Origin of the sequence: Bacillus sp. FCW2, assembly GCF_021228595.1 — a bacterium.
Taxonomy (GTDB): domain Bacteria; phylum Bacillota; class Bacilli; order Bacillales; family Bacillaceae; genus Bacillus; species Bacillus velezensis.
In genome coordinates this window covers 3,696,482-3,712,146 of record NZ_CP089436.1, presented here as the reverse complement: position 1 = coordinate 3,712,146, position 15,665 = coordinate 3,696,482, and the positions used below count along the sequence as shown (strand labels likewise).

Here is a 15,665-nt window from a genome sequence, read left to right as displayed (position 1 = left end):
TTAAAAAAAGGAAAAGCCTTACTGAAGTTTTGCGGACAATTCCTTTAAGGCCGTCCTAAAAAAAAGAATAATACAAAGAAGGTGCCTTCATGAAACAAAGGTTAATCTCAATTATTATTCCGTCTTACAATGAAGGGAACAACGTCAAGCTCATCCATGAATCTTTAAAAAAAGAGTTTCAGACGATTCATTATGACTATGAAATTTTCTACATCAATGACGGAAGCGCGGATGACACCCTTCAGCAGATTAAAGAACTGGCCGCCAGAAACCATCGCGTCAAATACATATCTTTTTCCCGAAACTTCGGGAAAGAAGCGGCCATTTTGGCAGGATTTGAACACGTGCAGGGCGAAGCGGTAATCGTGATGGACGCCGATCTGCAGCATCCGACCCATCTGCTGAAAGACTTCATTCAAGGCTATGAAGAAGGGTATGACCAAGTCATCGCGCAGCGCAACCGAAAAGGGGACAGCCCCGTGCGTTCCGTGCTTTCTTCCCTGTATTATAAATTTATCAACAAAGCCGTCGAAGTGGACCTGCGTGACGGGGTCGGAGATTTCCGCCTGCTGAGCCGGCAGGCCGTTGATGCCCTTTTGAAGCTGAGTGAAGGGAACCGTTTCTCGAAAGGGCTGTTCTGCTGGATCGGGTTTGACCAGAAAATCGTATTTTATGAAAATGTCGAAAGGAAGAACGGCACGTCCAAATGGTCATTCAGCAATCTGTTCAACTACGGAATGGACGGTGTCGTCTCCTTCAACAACAAGCCCCTGAGGGTGTGCTTTTTCACCGGTATTCTGATATTGCTTCTGTCGATGGTTTATATTGTAACGACCTTTGTTCATATTCTGACACACGGCGTGTCCGTACCCGGATACTTCACCATTATTTCCGCCGTGCTGTTTTTAGGGGGCATCCAGCTTTTGAGTCTCGGCATCATCGGAGAATACATCGGCCGGATTTACTATGAAACAAAAAAACGCCCGCACTACTTAATTAAAGAAGCGAATATAACGTATGGAGAACAAAATGAAACGAATTATACAAAAAAGCGCAAGTGGAACCATTAAACAGCCGCCGCTGTGCGCAGGGTCTGGGGACGTTGTATGAAAAAAAATAAATGGATCTTGCCGGCAGCCTGTGTGCTGGCTGCGGCAGCCGCTCATATTTTTTTCTTAAAAGAGTGGTCGGCAGGCCGCTATATGACGGGGTCTGGAGACGGGATCGCCCAAATGGCGGTCTTCAAAAAGCTGCTGTTTGATCAATATATGAACGGCAGGCTGTTTTACAGCTATTCGTTCGGACTGGGCGGGGGAGTGTACAGTCAGCTCGGCTATTATTTCTCTACTTCTTTTCTATTCCTGTTTATCTCCGCCGCTGTCCGCTTTTTGCAGCTTATTCAGCTGACGGGCGAGGCTGATGCGCTGTTCTGGGCGCAGGCCTCCGTTTTTATCAGCATCGCCAAGCAGAGTTTTATCATATTCACGGCGGCGTGTGTGTTCCGTTATTTCGTCAAACGGACGGTGCCTGCTTTTGCCGGCGCCGTGTTGTACGGGGTCTCGATTATCTACTTCCGGCATGAGGTATATTGGGACTTTTTCACTGACAGTATGGTGTGGCTGCCGCTGCTCGTGCTCGGCGCGGAAAAAATCATCAGGGAAAAAAAGCCGGCGTGGTTTATCTTCGCCTGTGCGCTGACATTGATCAACAACTTTTATTTTGCGTATATTAATTTGATTTTCATCGGCATTTATATCTTATTCAGGTGGGTGATCCCCCTTGAAGGCAATGAGGCGAAAAGACTCACTCAATGCAGGATATTTATTCTGTCGGGTCTTCTCGGGTTCGGCATAAGCGCAGTTTCCTTTATTCCTGTCGTATACGGATACCTTCATAATCTGCGGCCGCCGTATTCAGAGCATATTGCATGGCTTGATTTTTCCGACAACATTTTATTTTCAAGCCGGATTATCATCCTGCCGGCGGCTTTTTTGCTCTTTCTATTTACATTTTCTTTATACAAAAACCGCTTGTTCCGGCTGTTTGCGGGAATCAGTCTGCTGTATATTGTGTTTCACTTCAGTCCGTTTGCGGCAAGTGCCTTTAACGGTTTTTCAGCTCCGCAGAACAGGTTTGAATACGTCCTGTGCTTCACGATTGCCGGAACGGTTTCAGCCGGGCTTTCTAGGCTTTCAGGCATCAGCATGAAGAGTATGCTGATGTCCGCCGTACTCGTCGTTCTGCTCTATTGGAGCCAGGTGAGGCGGTACAGTCTGGATATTTCTGATCACGCCAATCTGCCCGTCATTCTTCTTCTGGTGCTGACCATAGCCGCTTTCTTCGCAGCAAAGACAAGACTGAAAGGCGCGGTGCCCGCCGTCTATGCCGTCATTTTGCTTACGGCGGTGCTTACGGCTAATACATATGAAAAATATGCTTTATCAGAAGGCGGGAAGATTTATACGGTATCGCATACATTTATGACGGGTGCTGACTATAAAGGCAAAGAGCAATCAGAGCTCATTCAGCGTCTGAAAGCAAAAGACCCTGATCCGTTTGCCCGTTTAGATTGGATGAACGGTGTTTTCAATAACACCCCGATCATATACGGATTCAACGGATTCAGCGTATACTCAAGCATACTGAACCGCAATCTGCTGTCCTTTTACTGGAACGACCTCCGGATTGACATGGGCAGAGAAAGCGTCAGCCGCTATGCGACATTAGGAAACAGGGCTAATTTATACAGCCTGCTTTACGGAAAATATTATATGACGGAAAAAACAAACGAGGCCGGCGTGCCGTACGGGTTCAAAAAAATCATGGAATCATCCCATTATGCGGTTTATCAAAATCAATATATGCTTCCGTTCGTACGGACAGCCGATCGCGTATATAACGAGGGCGGTCTGAAAAAAGCGCCCGCCCTTGCCAGGGAACGGGCAATGCTTGACGGGATCGTCATGGAATCAAGCACAACCAACACGAAAAAAGCGCCTGAGGCGAAAAATATGATCCGCCATGCAGAGGTAGCGGCCGAACATGGCGATTATCATAACGGCATCCTGACGGTAAACGAAGACGGCGGCGGCCTGATCATTAAGCCGCAAGCCGCTAAGATGGACGGCGGCGATTATTACGTCAGCTTTTATTTGAAGAATAAAGCGAAGGACCAGGGCTTTACATTAAAAGTGAACGATTACACGACAACGAGAAAATCGAATCAATCCATTTACAAAACAGGTGTCAACGATCTTACTGTGAGAGTGCCGAAAACAAAAAACATCCAAATCCGTCTGCCGAAAGGATCGTATCAGCTTGACAGACTGGCGCTTTATGAAGAACGGTACGATACGCTGAAAAGCGCATACCGAAAAGCGGAAAAAGAACCGCCGGCCGATCTCAGCTGGCGCGGAAATACGCTTCATATCTCGTATGATAACAAAACCCGCGCGCCGTATATCATGCTTCCGATTCCATATGAAAAAGGCTGGGAGCTGAAGATAAACGGCAGAAAAGAGCAGATTGAAAAAGCGGATTATTCCTTTATCGGATTTAAAGCGCAAAAAGGAAAAAACGATATTCAATTAACGTATTACCCGCCGTTTTTTAAACCCGCGGCCGCTCTATCGGTGATCAGCCTCGTGTTTGCCGCTATATATGTGAGAAGACAAAAAAAGCCCGGCTCTTAAACAGAGCCGAGCTTTAATTTTTTCTGCAGTTTTTCCTCGCTGAAAATCCAGCCCGTGTAAGAAGAGAGAAGCTCTAAATCATGACTGAGGTGGACGATGGCGACAAAAGGATAGTGGCCTTTGCTCCGGTAGCGCAAATCAATAAAGCGCACCTCATAATGATCTTTAAAGGTATCGACCTCCCACCTGTAAACAGGGGAAAAGGAAAGAAAGGCCGCAATATTTTCGTCCTGTTTCGCGGCCTTCATCACATCGGTTTCCGGAACGGGCACGCGGTTGAATGTATCCAATATCACGACATGGCCGTCAAGGCTTCTGCCGACATAAAAGGCATGCGCCGTTGTCACGGCGATACGCCACTGCCTGAATTTCATCGTCGGCGAAATAATGATGGTTTCAATCTCCTCTTCAATCATCTCGCGCAGCCTTCGCTTTATCCGCAGCTGCATCAAAAACCGGACGGCGTAATATCCTGCGAGGATGATATAAAGCATCAGAAATGTCACGCCCGGATGACCTCCGAGATACCACACGGCAATCGCGGCCAAATGGCTGACGAAAATAAACGGATCAAAGGTATTGATTAAACCGAGAGCGATCCATTTTCTCGAAAACGGGCGGATGGCCTGCGTGCCGTACGCGTTAAAAATGTCAACAAACACATGCAAAACGACAGCGAGAAGCGTCCACAGCCACAGGTGCAAAAAGTTCGCTTCCGGATAAAACATAAACAAAATACCCGGAATCAGAACGGACCAAAATAAAACGGCGGGAATGGAGTGCGTGAACCCTCTATGATTTCGAATATAAACGGCATTATTTTTCAGCTTCAATATGGTATCAATATCAGGTGCCTGAGAGCCGGCAAGAGCGGCGATCATAACTGCCTGAGACATGGGGGTGTGCATGCCGACGGCAGGATCAAGAGTTGCGATTCCGCCAAGCGCGATACCCATGACAACGTGAGTGCCAGTATCCATTGTTGACCTCCTAGCAGGCGTTAAAAATCAGTCGCCCGCATATTTCGCATTATAAGATATTCCCCATTTTCTGTTTGCCCAATCATGGCGTTTATCCGCCGTTCTCATATGTTTCCGCTTTTTCTTTATCACTATTTAATGTAACATATTATCGTAACGTGCCCTAAGTTTACACCAAAATACGGTGTCAAGAAAAGCGGAACCCGAAACATCTGAGGAGAAGATATGAACGCACTTGAAGAAAAAATGAAACAAAAAGATATAGACAAATTTCGCGAGGACTTAATTACATGGTTCGAAAGAGAACAGAGAATTCTGCCGTGGAGAGAAAATCAGGACCCGTATCGGGTGTGGGTATCAGAGGTGATGCTGCAGCAGACGCGCGTAGAAACCGTCATTCCTTATTTCCGGCGGTTTGTTGAGCAATTTCCGACCGTTTCGGCGCTCGCGGAAGCCGATGAGGAAAAAGTGCTCAAAGCCTGGGAAGGGCTAGGTTATTACTCCCGTGTAAGAAATCTGCAAAGTGCCGTAAAAGAAGTGCATGAGCGGTACGGGGGAGTCGTCCCTGCCGAGGAAAAGGAATTTGGCGGACTGAAAGGCGTCGGCCCTTATACAAAAGGCGCCGTGCTCAGCATCGCATACAACAAACCGATTCCCGCCGTAGACGGCAATGTGATGCGTGTCATGTCGAGAATTCTTTCCATATGGGACGATATCGCAAAACCTAAAACGAGAACTATTTTCGAACAGGCGGTATCCGCTTTCATTTCTCATGAAAAACCATCTGAATTCAATCAGGGTTTAATGGAGCTCGGCGCGATCATCTGCACCCCGAAATCGCCGTCCTGCCTGCTTTGCCCCGTACAAAAGCACTGTTCGGCATTTGCGGAAGGGACAGAGCGGGAGCTGCCCGTTAAAAGCAAAAAGAAAAAGCCCGGAATAAAAACAATGGCAGCCGTTGTGCTGACAGACGATCAAGGCGATGTCTATATTCATAAACGGCCGCCAAAAGGCTTGCTCGCCAACTTGTGGGAGTTTCCGAATACCGAAACCCAGAAAGGAATCAAAACCGAGAGAGAGCAGCTTGAAACCTATTTAGAAAAAGAGATGGGAACAACCGCTGAAATCGGGGAGCTGGAAGGCATCGTAGAGCATGTTTTCACCCATCTCGTCTGGAATATTTCGGTCTTTTTCGGTAAAGTAAAACAAGTGTCGGATACAACGGAATTCATACGGGTCACAAAAGAGGAGCTCGAGGAATACGCATTTCCCGTTTCCCATCAAAAGATATGGAAAATGGCGGAAGAAAGCGGCCGCCTGTAAAAAGCGTCAGTCATAGCTGACGCGAGTGCCGTGGCCGTAATCCGCTTCATTCCGTTTCAGTCCGCCGCGGGCTTCGATTTCCTGAATCAGTTCCCGGTATTTGGACTGGCCTTCTTCGTTTAAATACGGCATAATTTGCTGGAAGGCATGATGGAAATAGGCGAGCTCTGAATCTTTCCAATCTTTTTTGGGCATCATGGCCAATTCGCCCATATCACGTCCGACATACATATAAAAGACCCCTTTCAACACATATTGCTTTTATTGTTTGTTGAATGAAAAGAACTATACACAGCAAGGAGCTGAGGAAAAATGGAACAAAATAAATGCGCACTGGTCACGGGAAGCAGCCGCGGCGTCGGGAAAGCAACCGCCATCAGACTCGCGGAAAAAGGATACAACATCGTCATCAATTACGCCCGCAGTAAAAAAGCGGCATTAGAAACCGCCGAAGAAATTGAAAAACTCGGCGTTAAAACGCTCGTCATTAAAGCCAATGTCGGCCAGCCGGCAAAAATCAAAGACATGTTCCGCCAGATTGACGAAACATTCGGCAGACTGGACGTGTTCGTCAATAATGCGGCTTCAGGCGTGCTGAGACCGGTTATGGAACTCGAAGAAACACACTGGGACTGGACGATGAATATCAATGCGAAAGCATTGCTTTTCTGCGCCCAGGAAGCGGCAAAGATGATGGAGAAAAACGGAGGCGGCCACATCGTCAGCATCAGCTCGCTCGGCAGCATCCGCTATCTTGAAAACTATACGACGGTCGGTGTCTCAAAAGCCGCTTTAGAATCGTTAACCCGTTATCTGGCGGTTGAGCTGTCTCCGAAAAATATCATCGTAAACGCGGTGTCAGGCGGAGCGATTGATACGGACGCGCTGAAGCATTTCCCTAACAGAGATGAACTGCTGGAAGATGCCCGCCAAAATACGCCGGCCGGCAGAATGGTCGAAATTAAAGATATGATCGATACGGTGGAGTTTTTAGTTTCTTCAAAAGCGGACATGATCCGCGGTCAGACCATCATAATTGACGGCGGACGCTCTCTGCTCGTATAAGTTTTAAAAAAGATGAATAGCCTTATCGTCTCCTGCGCATTCTATAGTGCGTGGAGGTGATAACAATGGCAAACTCAAAATTCAGCAAAACAGACGTTCAGCAGGTGAAAAGACAAAACCAGCAATCAGCTTCCGGTCAGGGTCAATTCGGCACTGAATTCGGCAGTGAAACTGATGCGCAGCAGGTTAGAAAGCAAAACCAATCTGCTGAACAAAACAAACAGCAAAACAGCTAATCACTGAAACGAAAAAGCACTTCATCTTCGGATGGAAGTGCTTTTTTCTGTTGCCGAAACGACAAAACTTGTGATTCCTCTACAGAATGAGTCAAAGGGTTTTCCGGCGGAAAATCGAAATGGTAAGGAGTATCAACCTAAAAGCCTAAGGAGGAACCCGATGTCAGAGTTTGAAAAGCTTGTAAGTGAACAGATGAAAATCATGGATCAGCTTCTCGAGCTGCAGTCAGAACTTGACCGCTGCCGGCAGGTGGAAGCGGAACTCATCAGTCTGGAAAGAGATGCAAAGCTGGACAATGTACAGGACGAAATTGCGACAAAGCGAAAAGACCTGGCCGGCATACAGGAGTTATTCCAAAGGCAGACAGAGCAAGTCATCCAGTCTTATCGCAGCACGGAAAAGCCGTCTTCCTATGTGCAGAAATGAATGTGCCATTCCGGAAGCGGAGTGGTTCTTTTATTTTCATTTTTTAATTCGTAACGTTATAATAGTGAAAAGACTTGTCGGAAAGCAATTGCGGCTGCATTGACTGCAGGGCTTTACAGAAAGTAGGGGAGAAATATGGGATATCCCAAGGAAGGAGAAACCATTCAAATTCACAGCTATAAGCATAACGGGCTGCTTCATCGAATTTGGAATGAAACGACGATTTTAAAAAGTACGGAATTGTGTATCATCGGAGCCAACGACCGGACAATGGTGACGGAATCCGACGGACGGACGTGGGTGACGAGAGAGCCGGCGATCTGCTACTTTCATGCCCGTCAGTGGTTTAACGTCATCGGAATGCTGAGAGATGACGGGGTACACTATTATTGCAACATCAGCTCGCCGTTCGCTTATGACGGAGAGGCCATCAAATATATTGATTACGATTTGGATGTCAAGGTGTTTCCGGATATGACGTATAACATTCTTGACGAGGATGAATACGATGACCACCGCAAATCAATGAATTACCCTAAAGAGATCGACAGCATTCTGAAGGAGTATCTGAATACGCTGCTGCACTGGATTCATCAGCGGAAAGGACCGTTTGCTCCGGAATTTGTTGATATGTGGTATGAACGGTATCTGCGCTATACAAAATAAAGAATACAATAAAAAACCTGTTGGGGTGTCAACAGGTTTTTCACATGGGCTCACACGCCTTAAAGAGAGAGGGGGATAAAGTGTGGGCGTAATCAGACGCTATATGCAATTTGTAAAACCTTATAAAAAACAAATTTTTATCACAGTGTTAATCGGCATCATAAAATTCTCCATCCCGCTGGCTCTCCCGCTTCTGTTAAAATACGTGGTCGATGACATTATTCAAGGGAGCGGAACGGCAAGCGCTAAAACATCATCGCTATTTACGATAATGGGTATCATGTTCGTGCTGTTTTTAATTCTGCGCCCCCCGGTAGAGTACTATCGGCAATACTTCGCGCAATGGACGGGCAGCCGGGTGCTCTACGATATCAGGGGGGTATTGTTTGATCATATTCAAAAATTGAGCCTGAGGTTTTATGCCAACACGAGAACGGGCGAAGTCATTTCCCGGGTGATAAATGATGTCGAACAGACAAAAGACTTTGTCATAACGGGACTGATGAATATCTGGCTTGATATGATGACGGTGCTGATCGTCATCTGTATTATGTTTACACTCGATGTCAAGCTGACATTGATATCTGTCATTTTGTTTCCGTTATACGGAATTTCAGTGAAATACTTTTACGGCCGCCTCCGAAAACTGACACGTGAGCGTTCTCAGGCACTCGCCCAAGTTCAGGGACATTTGCACGAAAGAGTTCAGGGGATGCCCGTCATCAGAAGTTTTGCCATTGAAGATTATGAACAAGCCAATTTTGATGAAAAAAACGGACATTTTCTGGACAGAGCGATCCGTCATACGAATTGGAACGCAAAAACGTTTGCAGTCGTGAATACCATTACGGATTTGGCGCCGCTGCTTGTTATCGCGTTTGCGGGTTATTTTGTCATAAACGGTCCCCTGACGGTAGGGACGATGGTTGCGTTCGTCGGCTACATTGACAGAATGTACAATCCGGTCAGAAGATTGATCAACTCATCGACGACGCTGACCCAGTCGATCGCTTCGATGGACCGCATATTTGAATTTATCGACGAGCCGTATGAACTGACTGATAAACCGAATGCAGTAAAAGCTGACGGCATTAAGGGCGAAGTTGAATTCCGAAATGTCTCGTTCCGTTATGAGGAAGGAAAAGAAACGATTTTGCAGGACGTTTCCTTAAAGGTGACAAAAGGGGAAACCGTCGCGCTCGTCGGGATGAGCGGCGGCGGAAAATCGACGCTTGTCAGCCTCATACCGCGTTTTTATGATGTATCCGGCGGCAGCCTGCTGATTGACGGCACAGATATTCGCGATTATGAAGCGAGAAGCCTCCGCAATCAAGTCGGAATGGTGCTTCAGGATACGTTTCTGTTCAGTGAGACAATTCGTGAAAATATCGCCATCGGTAAACCGGGAGCGTCTCTGGATGAGGTGGTTGCGGCAGCGAAAGCGGCAAATGCCCATGAATTTATTATGAACTTCCCCGAAGGCTACGAAACCAAAGTCGGCGAACGGGGCGTCAAATTGTCAGGCGGGCAGAAACAGCGGATTTCTATCGCGCGTGTATTCTTAAAAAATCCGCCGCTGTTAATCTTGGATGAAGCGACATCGGCTCTTGATCTTGAAAGTGAACACTACATTCAGGAAGCGATGGAAAAGCTTGCGAAAAACCGGACGACTTTTATCGTCGCCCACAGGCTGTCCACGATTACGCATGCGGATAAAATTGTCGTCATGGAAAACGGCGCCGTCGTCGAAACCGGCACGCACGAGGAATTAATGGCCCAAGGCGGCCAGTACAGACACTTATTTACGATTCAGAATTTGAACTGATACAAAAACGTATGCCGTCCGAATGGGCGGCATAAGTTTTTTTGAATGCAAAAAAACCCGGTTTTACGGAAGCACCGGGTTACTCTTCGTCTGTTTCTAATTCGCTGTCTTTCGGGTGGTATGTCTGAAAACTCGTAATTAATGTATCGAGATGCTCCAGCTGCTCGCGGTATTCCGCAACCGCAGCCATAATGCTGAGCATATTGTAATCAAGCAGTTCATCCTCGCAGTTCTGCTGATTTTTCAAGAAAGACTTCGTCAAAAGCTGTTTATATCTTATGCTTTCTTCAGCATCGTCATCATGCGGTTTGATCTTGCCGACCGTCCGCATCAGAATCCTTTCATGCCAATGTAGCAGATAATCAATTTCTTCTGTCAGCGTCTCCTGAAATTCCTCCGGCATATGATAAATCTCGTTTTCATAGCGGTGCAGCTTTTTCAGCGTATCAAGCGCCCGATTCGCCGTAATAATCGCCTGTCTGAACAATACAAGCTTGCGCGACTTTACATACGTCGTTTTCTTAAAGTAGCTTCTCTCCTCTTTATAAAGAAGGTACGTATGATCAAGCTTCATCATCTTTTCCTTCAGCTTCTCAATATCCTCTTTCAATATCGAGTGTTCCGTGGACTGGCGCATCGTCAGCCTGATCCATTTCATGATCTCATCGGTATATTCAACCGTATGATGAGTCAGCTTCGTTTCGTATTTCGGCGGAAGAAACACAAGGTTCACAATAAAAGAAGACAGCACGCCTAAAATAACGGTGCTTGTTCGTATCAGAGCGAACGTCAGGAAGCTGTTTCCCGGTGTTTCTAAAATTGCGATAACCGTCACGAGCGCAATCGAAATGGTGTGTTCAATTTTCAGTTTTAACATGATCGTGATGACAATCACTGCGGTCAATCCGATCATAATCGGACTCGGTCCGAAAATCAGTCCGAATGCCGTAGCGATGACAGCGCCGATGATATTTGCCTGAACCTGATCAATAATGATAAGAAAAGACCTGTAAATAGAGGGCTGTATGGCAAATATAGCTGCGATCCCGGCAAAGATCGGCGACGGAAGTCCGATCCATGATGCTAAGTAGAGCGCGAGCGTAATCGCAATCCCTGTTTTAAAAATGCGGGCACCAAGTTTCATTGGTTTGTGCGTGCATTCCTTTCTCTAATAAATTATGTGCCGAACGAACGGCTGACACTTACATTTCCCTGTCGGCTGATTTGCTAAACAATAAAGTAATATACAGGGATCATACCAATTATTCAAGGTCTTTTTTTGAAAAAACCATTATCTCACAAATCGGACAAAAAGAAAAAGCGGAAGCCCCGGGCTCCCGCTTGTTTCAGCAGTTATTTTTTCATATGTCTGAACGCATCTTCAACGGCTTGTAAAGTGGCGTCGATATCCTCTTCAGTATGTGCGGTTGTGATAAACCAAGCTTCATACTTCGATGGAGCGAGATTGATGCCGCGCTCAAGCATCAGCTTGAAGAACTTGGCGAATGCTTCTCCGTCCGTATTTTCCGCCTGCTCGTAATTGACGATCTTTTCATCAGTGAAGTAAACCGTGAGCGCGCCTTTTAAACGGTTGACGGTGATGGTAATGCCATGTGTCTCCGCATGGGCGAGAATGCCTTGCTCAAGTCTGGCGCCGAGCTCATCAAGCCGCTCATAAACGCCTTCTTCCTTCAGGACTTCCAGGCAGGCGATGCCTGATAGGATAGATGCCGGGTTTCCGGCCATCGTACCGGCTTGATATGCCGGGCCGAGCGGAGCAACCTGCTCCATGATCTCTTTTTTGCCTCCGTAAGCGCCGATCGGCAAGCCGCCCCCGATAATTTTACCGAGCGCCGTTAAATCAGGCTTCACTTGAAGAAGATCCTGCGCGCCTCCATACATAAAACGGAACGCCGTGATCACTTCATCATAAATGACGAGCGCGCCCGCTTTATGGGTCAATTCATTTACCTGTTCTAAAAATCCTTCTTCAGGTTCAACGATGCCGAAGTTGCCGACGATCGGCTCGACGAGAACCGCTGCAATTTCCGAACCCCATTTATCCAGCGCGGCTTTGTAGCTTTCAATGTCATTGAAAGGAACGGTAATCACCTCATTGGCGATGCTTTTCGGCACGCCGGCGGAATCAGGGGTGCCGAGCGTAGACGGACCGGAACCCGCAGCGACAAGTACGAGATCAGAATGGCCGTGATAGCAGCCTGCGAATTTAATGATTTTTGTCCGGCCTGTATAAGCGCGTGCAACCCGGATCGTTGTCATTACCGCTTCAGTGCCTGAGTTTACGAATCGTACTTTATCAAGTGAAGGAATGGCCTCCTTCAGCATTTTGGCGAAAGTGACCTCATGTTTGGTCGGCGTCCCGTACAGCACACCGTTTTCAGCCGCTGTTTTAATTGCTTGAGTAATATGCGGGTGGGCATGTCCGGTAATAATCGGGCCGTAAGCCGCTAAATAATCAATATACTGATTCCCGTCTACATCCCAGAAATAAGCGCCGTTCGCTTTTTCCATCGCAACGGGTGAACCGCCGCCTACCGCTTTATAGGATCTGGACGGGCTGTTCACGCCTCCGACGATATGCTCTAACGCTTCCTTATGAAGTTCAACTGATTTTGTATACAAAAAATGACCCTCCTAATATCTCCTTACATCATGTTCTATTGTAGCATGCTTCATTGCAAGCACAACGGTTCATGCTTCCAGAAAAGAGCGGGAGGATAACGGTTGTAATCTTAACGTGAATTGGATACGCTTAATAAAAAACCCGGAGGTATAAGAAATGACGATTGAAATCGGACAAACAGCACCGGATATGAAATTAGTGAATGACAGCGGGGAAGAAGTAGCATTGACGGATTTTAAAGGGAAGTACGTCGTTCTCTATTTTTATCCGAAAGACATGACACCCGGATGCACGACGGAAGCATGTGATTTCCGTGATCAGCACGAAAGTTTCGCGGGACTTGATGCGGTTATCATCGGAGTAAGCCCTGACAGCCGTGATAAACATGAAAAATTTAAGCAAAAACACGATCTTCCTTTCCAGCTCCTCGTTGACGATGAGCACAAACTGGCGGAAGCTTTTGATGTGTGGAAGCTGAAGAAGAATTTTGGGAAAGAATATATGGGTATCGAGCGATCTACTTTTTTGTTAGACAAAGAAGGCCGTCTTGTGAAGGAGTGGAGAAAGGTAAAAGTGAAAGATCACGTTGCCGAGGCGCTTCGCGAATTGGAACAAATTGCGTCTAATTAATGGACAAATGCTGAACTCACGGGGTTTTCTTCAGATTACATTTGACAGGAGACCGGAAAAAGATGTACACTAATTATAAACATTATAAAGTAAGAATCTTTTTTAGAAGAGAGGTGCATGACGGATGGCTGCACATGAATTAAAAGAAGCCTTAGACACGTTGAAGGATACGGGAGTCCGGATTACTCCTCAACGTCATGCCATTCTGGAATATCTCGTGGATTCTATGGCACATCCGACAGCGGACGATATATATAAAGCCTTGGAAGGGAAATTCCCTAATATGAGTGTTGCGACAGTGTATAACAATTTGCGTGTATTCCGGGAAGCGGGGCTTGTAAAGGAACTGACGTACGGAGATGCGTCCAGCAGATTTGACTTTGTCACCTCTGACCATTATCACGCCATTTGTGAAAGCTGCGGGAAAATCGTAGACTTCCATTATCCCGGGCTTGACGAAGTGGAACAGCTTGCGGCTCACGTCACGGGGTTTAAGGTAAGCCACCACCGTTTGGAGATTTACGGCGTCTGCCAAGAATGTTCCAAAAAAGAAAACCACTAAACGAAGCTGACCGCTTTGATACGGTCAGCTTCGTTTATTTTACACTGTTTTTTCTGTTATAAGACTCATCGAACGCTTTGCCTTCCAATCCTTTATCCAATGTAAGCGGCTCTCTGCAATGCATGCACATATCCACTCTGCCCAGAATCTTCGTTTCTTTCTCGCAAGCGGGGCACATCACCCGGACCGCTTTTGTGGACAGCATGCCGATCCAAAAATAAACGGCGGTGCTGAGCCCGATCGACAGCAGGCCGAGAATCATAAACAAGCTGGCAAGCAAAACAGACTGCTTAAAGAACAGCCCGATGTACATAATGATAAACCCAACGAAAACCAAACTTAACGCAAACGTTCTGATCTTATTAATTTTGCTTGAGTATTTCGCCATGTCCATCCCCCTCTCGTTTAACTATAGCACAAAACAGATGGCATATTCTTCATGTTTTCGTAAGAAAAGGGAAGAATAAATATGGCACCTGAAAGGAAATTTGTTATAATAGTGCAATGTGTTTAGAAAAAAGGACTTTCATGTTTTATCATAGAAATGTAGAAACAATAGCTAGTGAAACAATCGCATTGGAGGAATCGTAATGGACAATCTTCTCCGTCCAATTTACCAAGAAAGAGCAAGTCATCCCGATACGCTGGCCGTCCTTATGATTGAGAGAAGGAGTAAAGCATCATCCATCACGGATAACTTTGATGCGGTCATGCTTGTCATTGTCAAACAGGCTGATGAACCTCTTTTTATAAAGCATTATGAATTCGAACAAAAAACCGCTTCTTTACATATTGTAACGGATGCTCTGCTTCAGGAATGGATTCTGCTTGGGACAAATAGAAGAGTCATAGATTGGATCATCAACGGCAAAGTGCTGTTTGACCGCAATGAATATATATCTGAACTCAATGACCGGCTCAGCACTTTTCCTTTCGCCGAGCGGAAATTAAAGATCGGAATGGAATACGGCAAGCTGATCAGAAGATTTGTAGAAGGAAAAGCGTTTTTTGAAGCTGATCATTTTCTGGATGCATATTATGCGGTAGTGCATGCTCTTCACCACTTGGCCCGCATAGAAGTGATTGACCGGGGGTTTTATCCCGAAACGACAGTCTGGAACCAGGTCCGTCACATTGAGCCGCAGGTATATAAGTTATATTCCGAACTTGTCGAGAGTCACGAAAGTTTGGAGAAAAGGCTCGAATTATTATTCTTAGCAAATGATTTTCTCATCCATTCAAAAGCTGAAATCGGTTCTGCGCACCTTTTTCAAGTGATGAAAGAAAAAGAAATGTGGCAGTTTGGAGAATTGCTACAGCACCCTGAACTGCTGCACTTCACCCAAGATCTTGGTGTCATGCTTGATTACCTGACGGAAAAAGGCTTTGTTGAAGTATCTCAAATAGAGACCAAAGGGCAGGAAGTATATCATCGAGGATATTCTTTCAAAAAAAGTGTTGACGCTGAATCATAGGCATGGTATATTATTAAACGTCGCTGATGCGCTTCAACAAAAAGCTCACAGCGGCGAAGAAATAAAAACAAAAAAACATTTGACAGCAACTTTCTGAAATGTTATACTGAAAAAGTCGCCTCAAGATGAGGTTGAGATGA

General features: G+C 46.1%; 15 protein-coding genes and 1 pseudogene. 11 read left to right on the top strand and 5 right to left on the bottom strand.

Annotated elements, in window-relative coordinates; all coding sequences use genetic code 11:
• The first annotated feature begins 89 nt into the window (after positions 1-89).
• Positions 90-1,070, top strand: a complete 981-nt coding sequence (locus K3G25_RS18440) for a glycosyltransferase family 2 protein (protein ID WP_003155484.1) — start codon at positions 90-92, stop codon at positions 1,068-1,070.
• A 36-nt stretch (positions 1,071-1,106) separates the two neighbouring features.
• Positions 1,107-3,692, top strand: a complete 2,586-nt coding sequence (locus K3G25_RS18435) for a YfhO family protein (RefSeq protein ID WP_128496519.1) — start codon at positions 1,107-1,109, stop codon at positions 3,690-3,692.
• On the opposite strand, the gene K3G25_RS18430 is transcribed toward K3G25_RS18435, so the two are convergent.
• The gene (locus K3G25_RS18430; protein ID WP_022552791.1) at positions 3,689-4,672 is read right to left on the bottom strand and encodes a metal-dependent hydrolase; all 984 of its coding nucleotides are present in this window, start codon (positions 4,670-4,672) and stop codon (positions 3,689-3,691) included. The genes K3G25_RS18435 and K3G25_RS18430 overlap by 4 nt on opposite strands.
• Before the next feature lie 225 nt (positions 4,673-4,897).
• Here K3G25_RS18430 and mutY point away from each other — a divergent pair, with 225 nt between their 5' ends.
• The gene (gene mutY, locus K3G25_RS18425) at positions 4,898-5,995 is read left to right on the top strand and encodes an A/G-specific adenine glycosylase (RefSeq protein WP_022552792.1); all 1,098 of its coding nucleotides are present in this window, start codon (positions 4,898-4,900) and stop codon (positions 5,993-5,995) included.
• A gap of 6 nt (positions 5,996-6,001) precedes the next feature.
• On the opposite strand, the gene K3G25_RS18420 is transcribed toward mutY, so the two are convergent.
• Positions 6,002-6,226 carry a hypothetical protein gene (locus K3G25_RS18420; RefSeq protein ID WP_013351495.1) on the bottom strand — a complete coding sequence of 75 codons (225 nt, stop codon included), beginning with the start codon at positions 6,224-6,226 and terminating at the stop codon, positions 6,002-6,004.
• A gap of 81 nt (positions 6,227-6,307) precedes the next feature.
• Between K3G25_RS18420 and fabL the strand changes: the two genes are divergently transcribed.
• From fabL to K3G25_RS18395, 5 genes and pseudogenes are all read left to right on the top strand, one after another.
• On the top strand, positions 6,308-7,060 hold the full coding sequence (gene fabL / locus K3G25_RS18415; protein WP_232489459.1) for an enoyl-[acyl-carrier-protein] reductase FabL: 753 nt from the start codon (positions 6,308-6,310) through the stop codon (positions 7,058-7,060).
• An 83-nt stretch (positions 7,061-7,143) separates the two neighbouring features.
• Positions 7,144-7,296 (top strand): annotated as a pseudogene (locus tag K3G25_RS18410) (gamma-type small acid-soluble spore protein); the annotation flags it as partial.
• A gap of 160 nt (positions 7,297-7,456) precedes the next feature.
• A complete protein-coding gene (locus K3G25_RS18405; RefSeq protein ID WP_003155476.1) occupies positions 7,457-7,723 on the top strand; it encodes a YgaB family protein in 267 nt (88 codons plus the stop codon).
• Positions 7,724-7,858: 135 nt separating this feature from the next.
• Entirely contained in the window at positions 7,859-8,389 is a 531-nt protein-coding gene (locus K3G25_RS18400; RefSeq protein WP_003155475.1) for a nucleoside tri-diphosphate phosphatase, read from the top strand.
• An 82-nt stretch (positions 8,390-8,471) separates the two neighbouring features.
• Positions 8,472-10,214 carry an ABC transporter ATP-binding protein gene (locus tag K3G25_RS18395; RefSeq protein WP_014417243.1) on the top strand — a complete coding sequence of 581 codons (1,743 nt, stop codon included), beginning with the start codon at positions 8,472-8,474 and terminating at the stop codon, positions 10,212-10,214.
• Between the two features lie 79 nt (positions 10,215-10,293).
• Here K3G25_RS18395 and K3G25_RS18390 read toward each other — a convergent pair whose 3' ends face one another.
• Together K3G25_RS18390 and K3G25_RS18385 are read right to left on the bottom strand one after the other, a co-directional pair.
• Positions 10,294-11,358 carry an aromatic acid exporter family protein gene (locus K3G25_RS18390; RefSeq protein ID WP_007610190.1) on the bottom strand — a complete coding sequence of 355 codons (1,065 nt, stop codon included), beginning with the start codon at positions 11,356-11,358 and terminating at the stop codon, positions 10,294-10,296.
• 209 nt (positions 11,359-11,567) lie between these two features.
• Complete coding sequence (locus tag K3G25_RS18385) at positions 11,568-12,857, bottom strand: glutamate-1-semialdehyde 2,1-aminomutase (RefSeq protein ID WP_061890505.1); 1,290 nt, start codon at positions 12,855-12,857, stop codon at positions 11,568-11,570.
• A 157-nt stretch (positions 12,858-13,014) separates the two neighbouring features.
• Between K3G25_RS18385 and bcp the strand changes: the two genes are divergently transcribed.
• Together bcp and perR are read left to right on the top strand one after the other, a co-directional pair.
• On the top strand, positions 13,015-13,488 hold the full coding sequence (bcp, locus tag K3G25_RS18380) for a thioredoxin-dependent thiol peroxidase (protein ID WP_003155466.1): 474 nt from the start codon (positions 13,015-13,017) through the stop codon (positions 13,486-13,488).
• Between the two features lie 124 nt (positions 13,489-13,612).
• Positions 13,613-14,050, top strand: coding sequence for a peroxide-responsive transcriptional repressor PerR (gene perR, locus K3G25_RS18375; RefSeq protein ID WP_003155465.1), 438 nt, complete (start codon positions 13,613-13,615; stop codon positions 14,048-14,050).
• 34 nt (positions 14,051-14,084) lie between these two features.
• Here the strand turns inward: perR and K3G25_RS18370 are convergent, their stop codons facing one another.
• Positions 14,085-14,438, bottom strand: a complete 354-nt coding sequence (locus K3G25_RS18370; RefSeq protein ID WP_007408568.1) for a YgzB family protein — start codon at positions 14,436-14,438, stop codon at positions 14,085-14,087.
• Positions 14,439-14,640: 202 nt separating this feature from the next.
• Between K3G25_RS18370 and K3G25_RS18365 the strand changes: the two genes are divergently transcribed.
• Complete coding sequence (locus K3G25_RS18365; protein ID WP_014417244.1) at positions 14,641-15,525, top strand: nucleotidyltransferase-like protein; 885 nt, start codon at positions 14,641-14,643, stop codon at positions 15,523-15,525.
• Positions 15,526-15,665 lie beyond the last annotated feature (140 nt).

What these genes read in the sequence shown, in the direction of transcription:
- K3G25_RS18440 (WP_003155484.1), top strand. Translation starts at nt 90, where the DNA reads ATGAAACAAAGGTTAATCTCAATTATTATTCCGTCTTACAATGAAGGG.
- K3G25_RS18435 (WP_128496519.1), top strand. Translation starts at nt 1,107, where the DNA reads ATGAAAAAAAATAAATGGATCTTGCCGGCAGCCTGTGTGCTGGCTGCG.
- K3G25_RS18430 (WP_022552791.1), bottom strand. Translation starts at nt 4,672, where the DNA reads ATGGATACTGGCACTCACGTTGTCATGGGTATCGCGCTTGGCGGAATC.
- mutY (WP_022552792.1), top strand. Translation starts at nt 4,898, where the DNA reads ATGAACGCACTTGAAGAAAAAATGAAACAAAAAGATATAGACAAATTT.
- K3G25_RS18420 (WP_013351495.1), bottom strand. Translation starts at nt 6,226, where the DNA reads ATGTATGTCGGACGTGATATGGGCGAATTGGCCATGATGCCCAAAAAA.
- fabL (WP_232489459.1), top strand. Translation starts at nt 6,308, where the DNA reads ATGGAACAAAATAAATGCGCACTGGTCACGGGAAGCAGCCGCGGCGTC.
- K3G25_RS18405 (WP_003155476.1), top strand. Translation starts at nt 7,457, where the DNA reads ATGTCAGAGTTTGAAAAGCTTGTAAGTGAACAGATGAAAATCATGGAT.
- K3G25_RS18400 (WP_003155475.1), top strand. Translation starts at nt 7,859, where the DNA reads ATGGGATATCCCAAGGAAGGAGAAACCATTCAAATTCACAGCTATAAG.
- K3G25_RS18390 (WP_007610190.1), bottom strand. Translation starts at nt 11,358, where the DNA reads ATGAAACTTGGTGCCCGCATTTTTAAAACAGGGATTGCGATTACGCTC.
- bcp (WP_003155466.1), top strand. Translation starts at nt 13,015, where the DNA reads ATGACGATTGAAATCGGACAAACAGCACCGGATATGAAATTAGTGAAT.
- perR (WP_003155465.1), top strand. Translation starts at nt 13,613, where the DNA reads ATGGCTGCACATGAATTAAAAGAAGCCTTAGACACGTTGAAGGATACG.
- K3G25_RS18370 (WP_007408568.1), bottom strand. Translation starts at nt 14,438, where the DNA reads ATGGCGAAATACTCAAGCAAAATTAATAAGATCAGAACGTTTGCGTTA.
- K3G25_RS18365 (WP_014417244.1), top strand. Translation starts at nt 14,641, where the DNA reads ATGGACAATCTTCTCCGTCCAATTTACCAAGAAAGAGCAAGTCATCCC.